This is a genomic window from Streptococcus oralis subsp. oralis (assembly GCF_002096595.1).
GTDB classification, from domain to species: Bacteria; Bacillota; Bacilli; order Lactobacillales; family Streptococcaceae; genus Streptococcus; species Streptococcus oralis_D.
The window spans coordinates 26,592-44,403 of the sequence record NZ_NCUR01000007.1 but is presented as its reverse complement, the minus strand read 5'-3'; the positions used below and the strand labels follow the sequence as shown (position 1 = coordinate 44,403).

At 41.2% G+C, this 17,812-nt stretch carries 15 protein-coding genes; 9 read left to right on the top strand and 6 right to left on the bottom strand.

What is annotated here, in order from left to right:
• Positions 1 to 7: 7 nt before the first annotated feature.
• The 5 genes from B7714_RS00590 to B7714_RS00570 all read left to right on the top strand — a co-directional run bounded on the left by B7714_RS00590 (position 8) and on the right by B7714_RS00570 (position 4,430).
• Entirely contained in the window at positions 8 to 709 is a 702-nt protein-coding gene (locus B7714_RS00590; protein ID WP_084859270.1) for a DUF3169 family protein, read from the top strand.
• Between the two features lie 9 nt (positions 710 to 718).
• On the top strand, positions 719 to 1,360 hold the full coding sequence (locus tag B7714_RS00585; RefSeq protein ID WP_084859268.1) for a CPBP family intramembrane glutamic endopeptidase: 642 nt from the start codon (positions 719 to 721) through the stop codon (positions 1,358 to 1,360).
• Between the two features lie 17 nt (positions 1,361 to 1,377).
• Positions 1,378 to 1,596 carry a hypothetical protein gene (locus tag B7714_RS00580; protein ID WP_084859266.1) on the top strand — a complete coding sequence of 73 codons (219 nt, stop codon included), beginning with the start codon at positions 1,378 to 1,380 and terminating at the stop codon, positions 1,594 to 1,596.
• 151 nt (positions 1,597 to 1,747) lie between these two features.
• The gene (gene aspS, locus B7714_RS00575) at positions 1,748 to 3,511 is read left to right on the top strand and encodes an aspartate--tRNA ligase (protein ID WP_084859264.1); all 1,764 of its coding nucleotides are present in this window, start codon (positions 1,748 to 1,750) and stop codon (positions 3,509 to 3,511) included.
• A complete protein-coding gene (locus B7714_RS00570) occupies positions 3,489 to 4,430 on the top strand; it encodes a YitT family protein (RefSeq protein WP_000806299.1) in 942 nt (313 codons plus the stop codon). The genes aspS and B7714_RS00570 overlap by 23 nt, the downstream gene beginning before the upstream one ends.
• A 33-nt stretch (positions 4,431 to 4,463) precedes the next feature.
• Here B7714_RS00570 and B7714_RS00565 read toward each other — a convergent pair whose 3' ends face one another.
• From B7714_RS00565 to B7714_RS00540, 5 genes are all read right to left on the bottom strand, one after another.
• Positions 4,464 to 5,450, bottom strand: coding sequence for a LacI family DNA-binding transcriptional regulator (locus tag B7714_RS00565; RefSeq protein ID WP_084859262.1), 987 nt, complete (start codon positions 5,448 to 5,450; stop codon positions 4,464 to 4,466).
• A 9-nt stretch (positions 5,451 to 5,459) separates the two neighbouring features.
• Positions 5,460 to 6,260, bottom strand: a complete 801-nt coding sequence (locus tag B7714_RS00560) for a DUF1189 domain-containing protein (RefSeq protein ID WP_084859260.1) — start codon at positions 6,258 to 6,260, stop codon at positions 5,460 to 5,462.
• Positions 6,261 to 6,558: 298 nt separating this feature from the next.
• A complete protein-coding gene (locus tag B7714_RS00550; RefSeq protein WP_001065656.1) occupies positions 6,559 to 7,401 on the bottom strand; it encodes a sugar ABC transporter permease in 843 nt (280 codons plus the stop codon).
• Between the two features lies 1 nt (position 7,402).
• Positions 7,403 to 8,695: a carbohydrate ABC transporter permease gene (locus B7714_RS00545; RefSeq protein ID WP_000431414.1), complete on the bottom strand. Its 1,293-nt coding sequence runs from the start codon at positions 8,693 to 8,695 to the stop codon at positions 7,403 to 7,405.
• A gap of 126 nt (positions 8,696 to 8,821) precedes the next feature.
• Positions 8,822 to 10,093: an extracellular solute-binding protein gene (locus B7714_RS00540; RefSeq protein ID WP_000095461.1), complete on the bottom strand. Its 1,272-nt coding sequence runs from the start codon at positions 10,091 to 10,093 to the stop codon at positions 8,822 to 8,824.
• Between the two features lie 474 nt (positions 10,094 to 10,567).
• On the opposite strand from B7714_RS00540, the gene malQ reads away from it, so the two are divergent.
• Together malQ and glgP are read left to right on the top strand one after the other, a co-directional pair.
• A complete protein-coding gene (malQ, locus tag B7714_RS00535; RefSeq protein WP_084859258.1) occupies positions 10,568 to 12,085 on the top strand; it encodes a 4-alpha-glucanotransferase in 1,518 nt (505 codons plus the stop codon).
• 24 nt (positions 12,086 to 12,109) lie between these two features.
• Positions 12,110 to 14,368, top strand: coding sequence for a glycogen/starch/alpha-glucan family phosphorylase (gene glgP / locus B7714_RS00530; RefSeq protein ID WP_084859256.1), 2,259 nt, complete (start codon positions 12,110 to 12,112; stop codon positions 14,366 to 14,368).
• Positions 14,369 to 14,430: 62 nt separating this feature from the next.
• Here the strand turns inward: glgP and B7714_RS00525 are convergent, their stop codons facing one another.
• A complete protein-coding gene (locus tag B7714_RS00525) occupies positions 14,431 to 15,279 on the bottom strand; it encodes a putative RNA methyltransferase (protein WP_049484847.1) in 849 nt (282 codons plus the stop codon).
• Between the two features lie 151 nt (positions 15,280 to 15,430).
• On the opposite strand from B7714_RS00525, the gene B7714_RS00520 reads away from it, so the two are divergent.
• Together B7714_RS00520 and B7714_RS00515 are read left to right on the top strand one after the other, a co-directional pair.
• On the top strand, positions 15,431 to 15,709 hold the full coding sequence (locus B7714_RS00520; RefSeq protein WP_000910909.1) for a DUF6110 family protein: 279 nt from the start codon (positions 15,431 to 15,433) through the stop codon (positions 15,707 to 15,709).
• A gap of 1 nt (position 15,710) precedes the next feature.
• On the top strand, positions 15,711 to 17,771 hold the full coding sequence (locus B7714_RS00515) for a heavy metal translocating P-type ATPase (RefSeq protein ID WP_084859253.1): 2,061 nt from the start codon (positions 15,711 to 15,713) through the stop codon (positions 17,769 to 17,771).
• Positions 17,772 to 17,812: the final 41 nt, after the last annotated feature.

The following is a 17,812-nucleotide window of genomic DNA, read 5'->3' as shown; positions in this document are numbered from 1 at the left end:
TTTAAAGATGGAAAAGAATCACATAATTTTTGCACTGAAACTTTTTATTACCGGAGCTTTATTAGGAATACTTGCCGGAGCTCTTGGAGTTAATCCTTTAAGTATCAATCAAGAGCAAGTAATCCCTGCCTTGTTATCAATCTTTTTTGGTCTAGGGCTGATTACGGCAACTCTAACCTTTTATTTTATTAGAAAAAGCAATAAGGCCTATCAGAACTATCAAAGAGAAGAAGAGGACGAAGAAAACGAACAAGACTATCTTGCTATGTATCGTTTCTTGGATTATGGTACAGTGGCTTGGAATGTTTCCCAAATTAGTATGCTATTCTGTATGATTTTAGACTTAGGAAGATTCGGCATATCAGCAACATCCTTACTTTTGATAGTTGTAAGTATTTGGTCGGGTGTTTACTGCCTAAAAATCACCAGCAAGATTCGTAACTATAAACTTTCTGTTATGGCGACTCCAAAGGAAGTTTTGGAATACCTTAATACTTATGATGAGGGAGAAAAACAGGCTGAGATGGAAGAAGCTTACTTGATCTTGTTCAAGGTCAATCAGCTCATCATACCAGGTATCTATATTGTCTTAGTAGTTCTATCTATGGTATTAGGACAAGTACAGTTGGTTGCTCTGCTCGTGGCAGTTGTCATCCATTTGTATACCAATGTTGCACAATTGCGAAAAACAAAACGTTATTTCAAATAGGAGTCTTTTATGAAACTACTTAAAAACCTTGGCTGGTTTCTTCTAGCCATTCTATCCTTTTACTTTGGCTATGGTCTGGTTCAGAGTATGGCTTTATCAGCGCTTGACCTAGGGGCTTCGATCTTTGGAGTCTTGCCACTTTATGTCGCCCTGTCAGGGGCCTATGTTTATGGAGTTTACAGATGGTATCAGACAGAAAAGGTTAGCATCCAGACGACTGCTTTTAATCGTTATATCTGGTTGCCTACTCTGGTTTTGCTAGTGGCGATTACAGCCCAGTTCTTTTTGCCAGATGATCCGTCGGTCAATCAACAAATCGTATCTCAACTGACAGTGGCTCAGCCTGTCTTTGGTTTCTTTATGGTGGTAGTCTTTGCTCCTCTGACGGAAGAACTCATCTTTAGAGGAATCTTGGCGCGCTATCTCTTTCCTAAGCAGGACAATAACAAACAGACAGCTCTGTTTCTCCTTGTATCGAGTGTCCTTTTTGCCTTGATTCATTTTCCAGGGACTTTGCAACAGTTTTTAGTTTATGCTAGTCTGGGATTGAGTTTGGGACTGGCTTATGTGAGCCGAAAAGGTCTTCTTTACAGCATTTCTTTACACGCTTTGAATAATTTAATCGGCTTTTTGATGATACTCATGCTATAATAGAGTCAGGAGGTCACATGAAACGAGTAATTTTATTAGCAGTGATACAGGCGGTCGTTCTCTTCTTTATCATCGGGGCACTTGCCTATGCCTTTAAAGGCGACTTCTTTTACAACTATCTAGCAGTTGTCTTTGCGCCTATTGCAGGTATCTTGCGTTTTGCTTCGGCTTATGCGACGGAGATTGTTCTACCTAAAAAGGCAGCTGAGATTGCTGAAAAGCGTAAAAAAGGTTAAGAATCATAATCAGAGAATCCGATAATGCTTTCATCGGATTTTTTGTCTGTTTGTTTTGATTCCTAAATACAATCAAACTTTTCTGCTGATTTTCATGAAGAGCCTGCGCTTTTATGGTAAAATAGTAACAGAATAAAAGAGGAGAGAAGAAATGAAACGTAGTATGTATGCTGGTCGTGTTCGTGAGGAACACATCGGACAAGAAATGACCTTGAAAGGATGGGTTGGCCGTCGTCGTGACTTGGGTGGTTTGATCTTTATCGACCTTCGTGACCGTGAAGGGATCATGCAGTTGGTTATCAACCCTGAAAAAGTATCTGCAGAGGTCATGGCAACGGCTGAAAGTCTTCGTAGCGAATTTGTCATTGAGGTGACTGGACAAGTCGCTGCGCGTGAACAGGCAAATGATAAATTGCCGACTGGTGCAGTTGAGTTGAACGTGACAGCTCTTACAGTGCTTAATACAGCCAAAACAACGCCTTTTGAGATTAAAGATGGGATTGAGGCCAATGACGATACACGTTTGCGTTACCGTTACCTTGACCTTCGTCGTCCAGAAATGTTGGAAAATCTTAAACTTCGTGCCAAGGTGACCCACTCTATCCGTAACTACTTGGATGAGTTGGAGTTTATCGACGTGGAGACACCATTCCTTTCTAAATCAACACCAGAAGGAGCGCGTGACTATTTGGTGCCATCTCGTATTAATAAAGGGCATTTCTATGCTCTTCCTCAGAGCCCACAGATTACCAAACAGCTCTTGATGAATGCTGGATTTGACCGCTATTACCAAATCGTTAAATGTTTCCGTGATGAAGACTTGCGTGGAGACCGTCAGCCTGAGTTTACCCAGGTCGACTTGGAAACGTCATTCCTTAGTGAGCAAGAAATCCAAGATATCACAGAAGGCTTGATTGCGCGCGTGATGAAAGAAACCAAAGGCATCGAAGTAACACTTCCATTCCCTCGTATGAAGTATGATGACGCGATGTCTCTTTATGGTTCTGATAAGCCAGATACCCGTTTTGACATGTTGCTTCAGGACTTGACAGAAGTTGTCAAGGGTGTTGATTTTAAAGTCTTTTCAGAAGCACCTGCCGTTAAAGCCATTGTGGTCAAAGGAGCAGCAGATAACTACTCACGTAAAGACATTGACAAGATGACTGAAGTAGCCAAACAATATGGTGCCAAAGGTCTTGCTTGGGTCAAGGTAGTTGATGGAGAATTAAATGGACCGGTTGCCAAGTTCTTAACTGGTATCCAAGGAGAATTGACAGCAGCACTTGCTCTTGAAGACAAGGATTTGGTTCTATTTGTGGCGGATACGCTTGAAGTGGCGAATGCAACACTAGGTGCCCTTCGTGTCCGTATTGCCAAAGAGCTTGACTTGATTGATAACGATAAGTTCAATTTCCTTTGGGTGGTTGACTGGCCAATGTTTGAATGGTCTGAAGAAGAAGAGCGCTACATGAGTGCCCACCATCCATTTACCCTTCCACAGGAAGAAACAGCTCACGAATTAGAAGGTGATTTGGCTAAGGTTCGTGCCATTGCTTACGATATCGTCTTGAACGGCTATGAGCTTGGTGGTGGTAGTCTTCGTATCAACCAAAAAGACCTTCAAGAACGCATGTTTAAGGCTCTTGGTTTCTCAGCTGAAGAAGCAAATGACCAGTTTGGTTTCCTTCTTGAAGCCATGGACTATGGTTTCCCACCACATGGTGGTTTGGCTATCGGTCTTGACCGCTTTGTCATGTTGCTTGCAGGAGAAGAAAATATCCGTGAAGTCATTGCCTTTCCTAAGAACAATAAGGCAACCGACCCAATGACACAAGCTCCATCAACAGTCGCTCTCAAACAACTAGAGGAACTCAGCTTACAAGTAGAAGAAGATGAAACAAGCAAAACGAATTAAGCGGTGGCGCTATTATCTGCGCCGCTTTGCTTATCAGATAAAAATCTTACGAGTTTTACAAAGTATTTCTCGGGAAAAATATGATGAGAAAGTATCGGCTTCTCTGGTTTATGGTTTTTTGTCAGCAGTAGCAGTCAATTTCTTTTTTCAACCAGGGCACGTTTACTCCAGTGGTGCGACGGGTCTGGCACAGATTATCTCTGCTTTGAGTAATCACTGGTTTGGTTTTTATATTCCGATATCGCTAACCTTTTATGCTATCAATTTTCCGTTGATGATTTTGGCTTGGTATCAGATTGGACATAAGTTTACAATCTTTACCTTTATCACAGTATCCATGAGTTCCCTCTTTATCCAGCTTGTGCCAGTTGTGACCTTGACAGAGGATCCCATCATCAATGCTCTTTTTGGGGGTGTTGTCATGGGCTTGGGGATTGGTTTTGCACTCCGTAACAATATTTCTAGCGGAGGTACAGATATCGTCAGTCTCACCATTCGAAAGAAAACGGGTAAGAATGTCGGCAGTATTTCTTTCTTGGTAAATGGAACCATCATGCTGATAGCAGGTCTGACCTTTGGTTGGAAATACGCCCTCTACTCTATGATCACCATTTTTGTATCGAGCCGTGTGACAGACGCGGTCTTTACAAAGCAAAAACGAATGCAGGCCATGATTGTGACCAATAATCCTGACAAGGTAATCGCAAAAATCCATAAAAAATTGCACCGTGGAGCAACCATGATCCACGATGCAGAAGGAACCTATAATCATGAGAGAAAAGCAGTCTTGATTACGGTTATCACGCGAGCAGAGTTTAATGATTTTAAACACATCATGAAACAGGTCGATCCAACAGCCTTTGTCTCTGTATCTGAAAATGTCCACATCCTAGGACGATTCGTAGAAACAGACAATTAATCATACTCAAAAGACCAGCCTTGGGGCTGGTCTTTATTTTTCAATAATTTTGTGCCCAATCAACTGGCGGTAACAAATTTGTTTATTGTTTTTGGCATCGTTGATGATCTGGAGAATGGTTTCAAAGGAAACACGTCCAAGTTCCAAGCTATTGATATCCACATAGGCTGCCAAGTTCAGTTTAGGGTTGACCGAGTCAAAGCTGAGGACAGGGACATCCAGTTGGTGTTTTGCGATGTAATCACAGACCCCTGCAGCAAGAAGGCTATCAATAGTAATAATAGCATCAATATTTGGATCATGTTCGAAGAGAAGTTTACTAAAGCGATAACCATTATCTTCAAGAAATTCGGTTGCAAAGTAGGTTAAGTTGGTATCAATCGGAAGTTGGTGTTGTTTGAGTGCGGACTCATAGCCAGTTAGACGATCTTGCGTTACGAAGAGTCGCTTTGTCCCCCCGATGAAGGCAATTCGTTTGCATCCTTTTTTGATGAAATACTCTGTCGCATCAAAGCCCGCCTGTACATTGTCATTATCAACAAGAGGGATAAAGGGTGAAGTAGATTTTCCGAGAATGAGGAAAGGGAACTGCTCATCGGCTACTAGCTTGACCAGAGGATCTTCTTCTTCAGCATAGAGGAAAATCAAACCATCTACACGCTTACCATAGACCATCTGGGAAATAGCTTTGAGCCGCTCTTTTGCATCTTTCCCCGTTGCAATCTGAATAGCATAGTGGTTCTCAGATGCCACTTGGGCGATCCCTCGTAGAACAGATGGGAAGAAAGGATTTTGGTAAAAGGCATCCGAGTCGTCAGGCAATACCAAACCGATAACCTGAGTATAGCTGCTAACTAGGCTACGAGCATTGAGATTGGGATGGTAGTTGAGTTCCTTCATTGCCTTGCGAACTCGTTTTTTGGTTTCATCACTAATCGTTGATTTGTTTTGAATAACGCGGGTAACAGTTGAAGGTGAGACACCTGCTGCCTTGGCCACGTCTTTAATCGTAACGGGCATAAAAATCTCCTATTTATGATAATCTGGATCACGGAAGTGTGTCTTATAAAAAATGGTGACCAGATAAAGAACAAAAAGAATGTTTTGTACAGTGATAAGGGTTGCCATATTTTGGCCAAAAAGTCCCAAAATAAGCGTAATCAGAGTGGGTAATCCTAAACAGTTCAAGATAAAATGGTAGCACTCTTTAAAGGTCCTAAATGAAAAGAGGCGTGATCTTTTGGTGATATAAAGGAGAAAGCTAGCTCCAAGAGAGACAATGAAGAAATTCAATCCAAAGAGAAAGCTTGCACCAAGAACGAGAAAGAGACTGATATAGACCCGATTTTGTTGGTACCAATCTTTAGAAATGGCCTGGGTTAGATCTTCCTTACTCTGGAAACTCTCCGTTTGAATCGCGTGGTAGCGAATGCGAGTTAGTTCCTTACTTTCCTTACTGATGACGAGTTCTTCCGTATCAAAATGAAGTTGCAAGTCCTTTGGCAATTCTTTGTTTTGGCTTGGGCCAATTAAAAGAGAAGGCTGCTGATTTTTAGTTCCAGCATAGCTCAGTTTTCCATCTATTATCTGCGCATTCTCCGACAAATCCATGATCGCTTCATCTGTCAGGGGTGTGTAGACATTATCGATAAACGTATCCAGTGGATACGTTTCCTGTGAGCTGTTTTGAATGGCAATTGGAACCATAGACAAGCTGATGAGGAAAATGCTAGTAAAGAGGAGTTGAAACCAGTTGAGTCCAAAACGTTTTGACAGGGGCTTACGAAATCCCCAAATACTTGAAAAATATGAAAATGGATATGGAAGCATAGGCATCTTTCTAAAAGTGTTTTCTATATGAGTATTATTATATAGAGAAATGTGCTTTATTTCAAGTCTAGGAGACAAATTGCTTGCTTCAAGAATAGTTTTATAGTCACAAGCTCTAATACTCAATGAAAATCAAAGAGCAAACTAGGAAGCTAGCCGCAGGTTGCTCAAAGCACTGCTTTGAGGTTGTAGATAAGACTGACGAAGTCAGTTACATATATCTACGGCAAGGCGAAGCTGACGTGGTTTGAATTTGATTTTCGAAGAGTATAAAATGAAAAAGGGTGGCGGGGATAAATTATCCCTTGTCGCCACCACTTGTAAGTCCTGAAACAAAGTTCTTTTGTAGGAAGAAGAAGAGAATACAGATTGGAAGGGCGATGAGGATAGCACCTGCTGAGAAGTAGGCAATCTTCAAGTTTTTCACATTGCTGACAAAGGTCTGTAGACCAACGGCAACTGTAAAGTATTCTTTCTCACGAAGCAAGAAACTAGAGAGGATATAGTCTCCGAAAGGTCCCATGAAGGCCCAGAGCGCTTGTACTGCAACCATTGGGCGAACGAGTGGGAGAACAATTTGCCAGAAGCGACGGAAGTGTCCTGCACCATCTAGTTTTGCTGATTCATCAAGAGACATCGGTACTGTGTCGAAGTAGCCTTTCATCAACCAAGCATTCATCGGGATACCACCACCGACATATAGGAAGATGAGGAACCAGCTTTGGTTAAGGGCATTCAACATAAGGGCCATAACGAAGAAGGCTGTCAAAGCGGCCATAGTTGGCACCATTTGGATAATCAAGAAGAAGACCAAACTTTGTTTACGAGCCAAGAAGTTGTAACGGCTGTAGGCATAACCAGCAAGTACGATGATACTTGTTTGAACAGCCATTGTAATCAAGGCGATAATCAAAGTGTTGAGGTACCAAGTGCCGTACAAGGTTTCAGTGAAGAGCCCTTGGAAGTTGGCAAAGCTAAAGTCGACGTTAGCATCTAGTTTAAAAGCTACGACGTTACCAGTCTTGAAGGCTGACATAATAGTAATCAAAAGTGGATAGATAATCACGATTGAAAGACCAATCAAGTAGAGGTAAGTGAGGGTTTGAGTCAGTCTACGTTTGAGTTTGATTGAGTTATTCATCTTAGACGTCCTCCATATCAAATGCGTGTAGTTTCTTGAATGCGATCATAGAGATAGAGATGACAATGATAGAGATGATCAAGGTAACAGCTGCCGCCATAGAGTATTGAGGAGATGTACCTGTTGTCAAGCGATAAATCCATGAGATCAAGATATCAGTTGAACCGGCTCCACCACCAACGCTACCAGGACCTCCGCCGTTGAAGAGGTACATGATAGAGAAGTTGTTAAAGTTGAAGGTGTATTGGCTGATCAATGTTGGTGCTGCAACAGCCAAAATCATAGGGAAAGTGATGTTGCGGAATTTTTGCCAAGCATTGGCACCATCGATATAAGCCGCTTCGTAGAGGTCGTTAGGAATTGACTGCAAGATACCCAAAGTCAAAACGTAGATGTATGGGAATCCTAGCCAACCTTGCATCATAATCAAGGCAATCTTGGTCCAAGTTGGGTCTGTTTTCCAAGGGATAAGAGCACCGTCAAGGAAAGGAAGAACCTTAGCCAAGATAGGCAATACTTGAGTGTTGATCGCTCCGACACTATCGTTAAACATGTTTGAGAATGTCAAGATAGTGATGAAAGCTGGAACAGCCCAAGGAAGAAGGAAAATAACACCAAAGATACGTTTTCCTTTGATAAATGGTTGGTTAGCAATGATTGCAGTAAAGATACCAATCACAATCTGCAAAGTAGAAGCAGACAAGGCCCAGATGATGGTCCAAGAAAGAACCGCACCGAAGGCTGAACGGAAGGTACTTAAGCTCCAGATGTTTGTAAAGTTAGTCAAACCAACCCAGTCCAACAATTTGTTTGGTGGCAAGTGTTGGAAGTCGTAGTTGGTAAAGGCAATCATCAAGGTTACGATAACTGGGAAGATAATCGCAAATGTCATAGCGACGTAAGATGGGATGATCAAGAGGTAAGGGAAACCATTCTCATAAATACCTTTGATCATATCTTTAAAAGTCCGTGGGACAGGAATTCCATTGTTAATACGTTTTGCGATTGTATGTGCATCTTTAATATTTGAGAAATAAAAGAGCACATAAACGACTACAAAGATTAAATGGAAGGCACCACGAATCAGCATAAAGAGGGAATTATCACGACCTGGCTTGTCACCAAGAGTGATCAAATTGTGCAATTCAGGGGCTGCAAGTGCTAGGAAATAAAGAACAAACACGATAGTTACACCAAGGAAGATAAAACCTTTGGCCTTTTGTTTATTGTAAATCTGTCCTAACCCAGGAATCACTGAAAGCAAGGCTGCTTTGCTAGGTTGTTGGTTTTCCATGAATACTCCTTTCATAGGATACGAGATTGAAGTTTGTCTCCAATCACTAGATAGGCAACTGCAATCATTCGTAAATTTATAAAATCAAAGGGGGATTTGTATTCTCCCCCCTTGTAACGAATTCAATTATTCACCAAATTTTTGTTTGATTGTTTCTTTGATCAATGTTACAGCATCGTTAGCAGCTGTCTTAGCATCTTTTTTACCACTTACAGCGTCAAAGAGCATTGTTTTAGCTGGATCCCAAACAGCTGACATTTGAGAAATGTTTGGCATTGGTTGAGCGTTCTTGAACTGTTTGATAACAGCTGTTGTCAACTCATCGTTTTTACCTTCAGCGTATGAACGAGCTTCAGTGTTAGCTGGGATTTCGTTAGTTGCATCGTAGAATGCTTTTTGTTGTTCAGTTGAAACAAGGAAGTCTACAAATTTTTGTGCAGCTTCAAGGTTCTTAGTGCTTGATGGGATGATCCAAGCTTTACCACCACCGAATGGTGTGTATTCTTTACCATTTGGAAGAGTTGGAATAGTAGCAACACCGTAGTTTACTTTAGCATCTTTGAATGCTTGAGCTTTCCAAGGTCCATCGATGATAGCAGCTGTTTTACCTTCTTGGAATTGAGTTTGGATCAAGTTTGCAGCACCTTCAGTATCTTGCATACCTTTAGGCCATTTTTCATACCAAGATTTAGCGTAGTTGACACCAGTGATAGAACCGTCGTTTGCAAGACCGATGTCTTTAGCGTCTTTACCGTTTTGTCCGAATACGTAACCACCGTTACCAGCAAGGAGTCCGTATGCGTAGTAGAAGTTTGTCCAGTCAGCTAGGAATGCAGTAGTTTTGCCATCTTCACCAGCGAAAGCGTATTTGCTGTCTTTAGCAAGTTCTTCTAATTCAGCAAAAGTTTTTGGAGCTTCTTTAAGCAAGTCTTTGTTGTAGTACATAACAAGTGACTCGATAACGGCAGGAGCACCGTAAACTTTACCGTCAGCAGCTGTTACAAGAGATTTAGTTTTATCATCTGTTTTAGCGCCGTCGCTCAAAGTAACTTCTGAAAGTTGTCCGTCAGTACCAAGGCTACCTACACGGTCGTATGGAGCCATCATAACGTCAGCAGCTTGACCTGATTGGTTGTCAAGTGAAAGTTTGTCAAGTCCACCAAGTTGGTCACCTGATTTGATGTTAACTTTTGTACCTGATTCTTTTTCATAAGCTGCAGCAACTTTTTCAGCGTAGGCTTTGTATTGGTCTTCAACGTAGAAAGTGATTTCTTTTGCTTCAGATGAGCTAGTATCAGCTGCTTTATCAGCAGTTTTGCTTCCGCAAGCTACCAAAAGTAAGCTAGCAAGAGTAGCAGTTCCGAGCACAGCAGCGCTCTTCATGAATTTAGATGACATAGTGTATTCCTCCTAAAGAATAACAAAAATAATTTAATGAGAAAACGCAAACGTTTTCTTTTACGAACTTAGTATAGCACAAATAGAAAACGGTTGCAAGCGTTTTTAGGAAATTTTTTTAAAAAATTTTAAGGTTTCAAACATTTGTTAAAGCCCATATATAGGAAAGAACTTAAAATGTTTGTTTTTTTTGAATTGAAAATATATTAGGAAAACGATTGCGTAAATTCGGCTCGGTTTTTCAGAAAATAGAGCAGATATTGGGAATGAATTATCTTAAATCAGAAAATCTTTAAAATTTTTTCGCTTATTTCATAAAATATCAGTGGCAACAAGTTTTGTTTGATTAAAATAATTCAAAAAATTTTTTTAAAAACGCTTGCATTTGTTTTTGAAATGAGTTATACTTAAATTAACGCAAACGTTTGCGCCTTAATTGCGCAACGTTTTATAACAAACACATGAGGTGCTATTATGAAAAAACGTCAAAGTGGTGTGTTGATGCACATCTCTTCTCTGCCAGGAGCATACGGGATTGGATCATTTGGCCAGACTGCCTATGATTTCGTTGATTTCTTGGTTCGTACGAAGCAACGTTACTGGCAAATCCTCCCTCTTGGGACAACAAGCTATGGAGATTCTCCATACCAATCATTCTCAGCCTTTGCTGGGAATACGCATTTTATCGACCTTGATATCTTGGTAGAGCAAGGCTTGCTCGAAGCCAGTGATCTTAAAGGTGTTGACTTTGGTAGCGATGCATCTGAAGTTGACTATGCGAAGATTTATTACGCACGTCGTCCACTTTTAGAAAAAGCAGTTAAACGCTTCTTGGAAGTGGGTGATGTCAAAGATTTTGAGAAGTTTGCTCAAGATAACCAATCTTGGCTCGAACTCTTCGCAGAGTATATGGCTATCAAAGAGCATTTTGACAATCTTGCTTGGACAGAGTGGCCAGATGCAGAAGCTCGTGCGCGTAAAGCTTCAGCACTTGAAAGCTACCGTGAGAAATTGGCAGACAAGTTGGTTTACCACCGTGTGACTCAATACTTCTTCTTCCAACAATGGTTGAAATTGAAAGCCTACGCTAACGACAACCACATCGAAATCGTTGGGGACATGCCTATCTACGTAGCGGAAGATTCAAGCGATATGTGGGCAAATCCACATCTCTTCAAGACAGATGCCACTGGTAAAGCAACTTGCATCGCAGGATGTCCACCAGATGAGTTTTCTGCTACTGGTCAGCTTTGGGGGAACCCAATCTATGACTGGGAAGCCATGGACAAAGACGGTTACAAATGGTGGGTTGAACGCTTGCGCGAAAGCTTCAAGATTTACGATATCGTTCGTATCGACCACTTCCGCGGTTTCGAATCTTACTGGGAAATCCCTGCTGGTTCCGATACAGCAGCACCTGGTAAATGGGTGAAAGGTCCAGGCTACAAACTCTTCGCAGCTGTTAAGGAAGAGCTTGGTGAGCTAAACATCATCGCAGAAGACCTTGGTTTCATGACAGATGAAGTCATCGAGTTGCGTGAACGTACTGGCTTCCCAGGAATGAAGATTCTTCAGTTTGCCTTCAACCCAGAAGACGAAAGTATCGATAGCCCACACTTGGCACCTGCCAACTCTGTTATGTATACAGGAACACACGATAACAATACAGTCCTTGGTTGGTACCGTAATGAGATTGACGATCCAACTCGTGAATACATGGCTCGTTACACGAACCGTAAAGAGTACGAAACAGTGCCACACGCTATGCTTCGCACAGTATTTTCATCAGTTAGCTTCATGGCTATTGCAACCATGCAAGACTTGCTAGAACTAGATGAGTCAGCTCGTATGAACTTCCCATCTACTCTTGGCGGAAACTGGTCATGGCGTATGACAGCAGATCAATTGACACCAGCTGTTGAAGAAACTTTGCTTGACTTGACTACAATTTATCGCCGAATCAATGAAAATTTGGTAGAATTAAAGAAATAAGACAATATCAGGAGACACATAAACATGTTACCATTAAACGAATTTGTACAAAAACGTTACAATAAAACCATTGCAGAATGTAGCAACGAAGAGCTTTACCTTGCTCTTCTCAACTACAGCAAGCTTGCTAGCAGCCAAAAACCAGTGAATACTGGTAAGAAAAAAGTTTACTACATCTCAGCTGAGTTCTTGATCGGTAAACTCTTGTCAAACAACTTGATTAACCTTGGTCTTTACGACGATGTGAAAAAAGAACTTGCTGCTGCAGGTAAAGAGTTGATCGAAATCGAAGAAGTAGAATTGGAACCATCGCTTGGTAACGGTGGTTTGGGACGTTTGGCAGCCTGCTTTATCGACTCAATCGCTACACTTGGTTTGAATGGTGACGGTGTTGGATTGAACTACCACTTCGGTCTTTTCCAACAAGTTCTTAAAAACAACCAACAAGAAACAATTCCTAACGCTTGGTTGACAGAGCAAAACTGGTTGGTACGCTCAAGCCGTAGCTACCAAGTGCCATTTGCACACTTCACATTGACATCTACTCTTTACGATATCGATGTACCTGGTTACAAAACAGCTACTAAAAACCGCTTGCGTTTGTTTGACTTGGATTCAGTTGATTCTTCTATCATCGAAGATGGTATTAACTTTGACAAGACAGATATCGCTCGCAATTTGACTCTCTTCCTTTACCCAGACGATAGCGACAAGCAAGGTGAATTGCTCCGTATCTTCCAACAATACTTCATGGTTTCAAATGGTGCACAATTGATCATCGACGAAGCAATCGAAAAAGGAAGCAACTTGCATGACCTTGCGGACTACGCAGTTGTACAAATCAACGATACTCACCCATCAATGGTGATCCCTGAATTGATCCGCCTCTTGACTGCGCGTGGTATCGAACTTGACGAAGCAATCTCTATCGTTCGTAGCATGACTGCCTACACTAACCACACAATCCTTGCTGAAGCCCTTGAAAAATGGCCTCTTGAATTCTTGGAAGAAGTGGTTCCTCACTTGGTACCAATCATCAAAGAATTGGACCGTCGTGTGAAAGCAGAATACAAAGACCCAGCTGTTCAAATCATTGATGAAAACGACCGTGTACACATGGCTCACATGGATATCCACTACGGATACAGTGTTAACGGGGTAGCAGCCCTCCACACTGAGATCTTGAAGAACTCTGAGTTGAAAGCATTCTACGACATCTACCCAGAAAAATTCAACAACAAAACAAACGGTATCACATTCCGTCGTTGGCTCATGCATGCCAACCCAAGACTGTCTCACTACTTGAATGAGATTATTGGAGAGGGTTGGCACCATGAAGCGGATGAACTTGAAAAACTCTTGTCATACGAAGACAAGGCTGCTGTTAAAGAAAAATTGGAAAGCATCAAGGCTCACAACAAACGTAAATTGGCTCGTCACTTGAAAGATCACCAAGGTGTGGAAATCAATACAAACTCTATCTTTGATATCCAAATCAAACGTCTTCACGAGTACAAACGCCAACAAATGAACGCTTTGTATGTCATCCACAAATACCTTGATATCAAGGCTGGTAACATCCCTGCTCGTCCAATCACAGTCTTCTTTGGTGGTAAAGCAGCTCCTGCCTACACAATCGCCCAAGACATCATTCACTTGATCCTTTGCTTGTCAGAAGTGATTGCAAATGATCCAGAAGTAGCCCCACACTTGCAAGTGGTTATGGTTGAAAACTACAACGTTACTGCAGCAAGCTTCCTTATCCCAGCATGTGATATCTCAGAACAAATCTCACTTGCTTCTAAAGAAGCTTCAGGTACTGGTAACATGAAATTCATGTTGAACGGTGCTTTGACTCTTGGTACTATGGACGGTGCTAACGTGGAAATCGCTGAGTTGGTTGGCGACGAAAACATCTATATCTTTGGTGAAGATTCAGAAACTGTTATCGACCTTTACGCAAAAGCAGCTTACAAATCAAGCGAATTCTATGCTCGTGAAGCTATCAAACCTTTGGTTGACTTCATTGTGAGCGATGCTGTTCTTGCAGTAGGTAAGAAAGAACGCTTGGAACGTCTTTACAACGAATTGATCAACAAAGACTGGTTCATGACTCTCCTTGACTTGGAAGACTACATTAAAGTCAAAGAGCAAATGCTTGCTGACTACGAAGACCGCGACGCATGGTTGGATAAAGTCATCGTTAACATTGCCAAAGCAGGATTCTTCTCATCTGACCGTACAATCGCTCAGTACAACGAAGATATCTGGCACTTGAACTAATAATTACATAATTTAAACCCGTACCTTGAAGGTGCGGGTTTTGTCTTATCGGAAAGATTTATTTACAGTGCTTTCCCAACCAAAATCTCTGCTTCGATGGTAATCTCTGTCAGTTGGCTCCAGTCAATCTTAGTATGGTCAATGTGAAAGAGTAAGGGTGTCATGGCAAGCAGAGCTTGGCGTTGCTCAGCCGAGATAGGTTTTGTTAAGGAAGCAATCTGACGAGATTGGATACGGAAGTGTTCTTGGAAATGTTCCTTAATATCTTGATTAGAATAATCCTTCTTTGTCAGCTGGTTCTGCACCATTTGACGGATTTCCTTGAGGTGATTTTCAGTTGGGATAACCTTGATCAAGATACCGTCTTTGGATAAAACGCGGCGAAATTCTCCATAGTTGGCAGGTGAAAAGATATCAAGCAGGATATCCATGCTGGCGTCTTTTATAGGAAGACGGGCCAAGTCACCGACGAACCAATTGACTGCCCAGTTGGGTTCACTCTTAGCAGCGATTTGGACCGAGTCTTTTGAGATGTCAAAGGCATAGAAGGTTTTATCAGAGTGAGCTTCTTGGAGTTTGCGAGAGTAGAAGCCTTCACCACAGCCGATATCCAAGATAGTTTTGGCAGTTTCTAGGCTTGCAAGTAAGTCGGAGATTGCTTTTAAGATAGTCTGATAAAATCCGGCTTTTAGGATTTCTTGGCGGTTTTGGAAGTTTTCCTTGTCGTAGTTGGCAGATTGTTTGATTTGAGGTGCTAGATTGACATAGCCGAATTTTGCTAAATCGAAAGAGTGGCGGTTACTGCACTTGAGGCTAGTTTCGATCAAGGTCAGATTTTTTTGACAGATAGGGCAGGAAAAGGCGCTAGCAGTAGCGAAACGCTGGAGTTTGGGTTTGAGGTTTATATTCATAGTTTTAGTCTAGCAAAAGAGGCAAGCGAAAGCAAGTATAGGAGTATGTAGATATGAGATTCAATAGAAATAAATCCAATTCTTTAATCCATAGAATGGAATTGCTTTTATATCTAAATTGCTATATAATAATGATAAGGAGGAAACGACTATGTTAAAAGAAGTATTAACCGTCGCAAAAGTTGCGAAAAAATCATCACTCTTTTTGGGTGGTGTCGCATTTGGTACCCTTGGTTTGAAAATTTTGGCAAGTAAGGAAGCTAAAAAAGGTTATTCTAAAGCTTTGGCTAAGGCTTATAAGTTAAAAGACGAGCTAGATGCATCTGTTTCTGTTGTGAAGCAACATGGAGATGATGTCTTGCAAGATGCCAAATATTTGTACGAGCAAGAGAAAAAAGAAGAGCAATTAGATAGCCTTATAGGGGAATAATATGTCTTTTAAAGTGCTACATAGAGGATACCAACATATCCGATTATCATCTTCTTTTTCACTCACCTTGGATATTCAAGACTATCTTCGTTCCTTGGTGAGAGATGAAAAGGGGATTGAGTCTATCCAGTTTTACATGGATCAACAGCACTTTACTCTACGCATAAAAGAAGGCTTTTCTGTATTAGATAATGCAGAAGCCTTTTTAAAAAGAATTGATAAAGGGAAAGTTTCTGAGTTGATGACTCTTCCCATTCGTAGAGAAGAGAGTGCTTATTCTATTGTTTCAGGTGCAGCGATTAAGCGTATACTTTTTCGTAGTTTTGTGCCGTATCCTATTCGCTATATATGGACCTGTTACCAGGCTTTTGGCTATATTAGAGAAGCTTATCAAACACTAGCGCGTAAGGAACTAACGATGGAGGTCCTGGACTGTTCGGCGATTTTATTGTCCTTGTTTATGAACCAATCCAAGACGGCTAGCAATATCATGTTTATGCTTGATTTGGGGAATCATTTAGATCAGTGGTCCTTGAAAAAAACTGCAACAGATTTAGAACAAAGCCTTCTTGCAAAAGAGAGCGATGTATTCTTGGTACAGGGCGATACGGTCGTTAGTATCAAGAGTTCCGATGTTCAAATAGGAGATGTCTTGGTCCTATCTCAAGGAAATGAAATTCTGTTTGATGGACAAGTAGTTTCAGGTTTAGGTATGGTCAACGAAAGTTCCTTGACGGGAGAGAGTTTTCCAGTTGAAAAAAGAGAGTCTGATTTGGTTTGTGCAAATACAGTATTAGAAACTGGAGAGTTGCGCATTCGTGTAACCGATAATCAGATGAACAGCCGGATTTTACAACTGATTGAGTTAATGAAGAAATCTGAAGAAAACAAGAAAACGAAACAACGCTATTTCATCAAGATGGCGGATAAGGTCGTCAAATATAATTTCTTGGGGGCTGGGCTGACTTACCTATTAACAGGTTCTTTTTCTAAGGCTATCTCTTTCCTATTGGTCGATTTCTCCTGCGCTTTGAAAATCTCTACTCCTGTAGCTTATTTAACAGCTATCAAGGAGGGGTTGAATCGTGAAATGGTGATTAAGGATGGGGATGTTCTGGAGAAATATCTGGAAGTTGATACTTTCTTGTTTGATAAGACAGGAACAATCACAACTAGTTATCCTATAGTTGAAAAGGTGTTACCTTTTGGGGACTATAGTGAGGAAGATATTCTCAGAATCAGTGCCTGTCTTGAGGAACACATTTATCATCCTATTGCTAATGCCATCGTCAAGCAAGCTGAGATAGAGGGGATTGAACATGAGGAAATGCATGGGAAACTCCAATATATCGCAAGCAAGGGGATCAAATCTCATATAGATGGGCAACCAGTTCTTATTGGGAATTATGTTTTGATGCAGGATGAGCAAATTCATATCAGTTCGGAACAAAATGCTTTAATTGAAGAGTATAAGAGCCACTACAATCTCTTATTCTTAGCATATCAGAATGAATTGATTGGAATGTTCTGCATCCATACTCCTTTGAGAAAAGAAGCAAAAGCAGCCTTGGAGAAACTTAAGGCACAAGGGAAAAAATTGATTCTGGCAACAGGGGATACCCTGGTTAGGACAGAGGAATTAGTAAAAGATTTGCCCTTTGATCAAGTCTATACAGACTTGAAACCTGATGGGAAGTTTGAGTTAGTAGAGAAACTGCAGAGAGCAGGTCACACTATTTTGATGGTTGGGGATGGATTGAATGACTCGGCTGCTCTAACCCTATCAGATATCGGTGTGGTGATGAATGAGAGTGCAGATATTTCTAAGCAAATGAGTGATATCTTATTATTAGATAATCGCTTGGATTTCTTCCAAGAGTTGGATTCGCTATCATCATCTTTGCAAACACTTATCAAGAAGAATATTCAAGATACCGTTGTCGTAAATAGTAGTTTGATTGGCTTTGGCTTGTTTAATTGGCTCAGTCCTTCAAACCTCTCTATCCTACATAATCTAACAACCTTACGCATAGTCCTGCGTAGCCTGTCTATTAAGGGATAGGTGGGGACTATTCACAGCAAAAAGGAGTTACCTTTCTCGAG